Source organism: Thiorhodococcus minor, assembly GCF_010820565.1.
GTDB lineage: Bacteria > Pseudomonadota > Gammaproteobacteria > Chromatiales > Chromatiaceae > Thiorhodococcus > Thiorhodococcus minor.
In genome coordinates this window covers 1-364 of record NZ_JAAIJQ010000368.1, presented here as the reverse complement: position 1 = coordinate 364, position 364 = coordinate 1, and the positions used below count along the sequence as shown (strand labels likewise).

Annotated in this window: 1 protein-coding gene; it reads left to right on the top strand. The window is 64.0% G+C overall.

Annotation, left to right across the window (positions count from 1 at the left end):
* A partial coding sequence (locus tag G3446_RS27360; protein WP_425338441.1) for a transposase occupies window positions 1-364 on the top strand: 364 nt, incomplete at both ends.

Here is a 364-nt window from a genome sequence, read left to right as displayed (position 1 = left end):
GGCGTCTACACGCGACGCTTCAACACGTCACACGGGCGGTGCGGGCACGTCTTCCAAGGGCGGTACAAAGCGATCATCGTCCAGAAAGAGACCTATCTGAAGGAGTTGGCACGTTACATCGTCCTCAACCCTGTGCGGGCACGGATGCTCGACCGCCCCCAGGATTGGCCATGGAGCAGCTACGCGGCGACGACGGGCGATGCAGCCTGTCCGAATTGGCTGCGCCGGGATTGGTTGCTATCGGCCTTCGGCTCGACTGAAGCGGCAGCCGTGGCCCACTATCGGCGCTTCGTCGCCGAGGGCATCGGCCAGCCCGGCCCTTGGGGGCAGTTGAAGCAACAGGTCTTTCTCGGATCGGACGCCT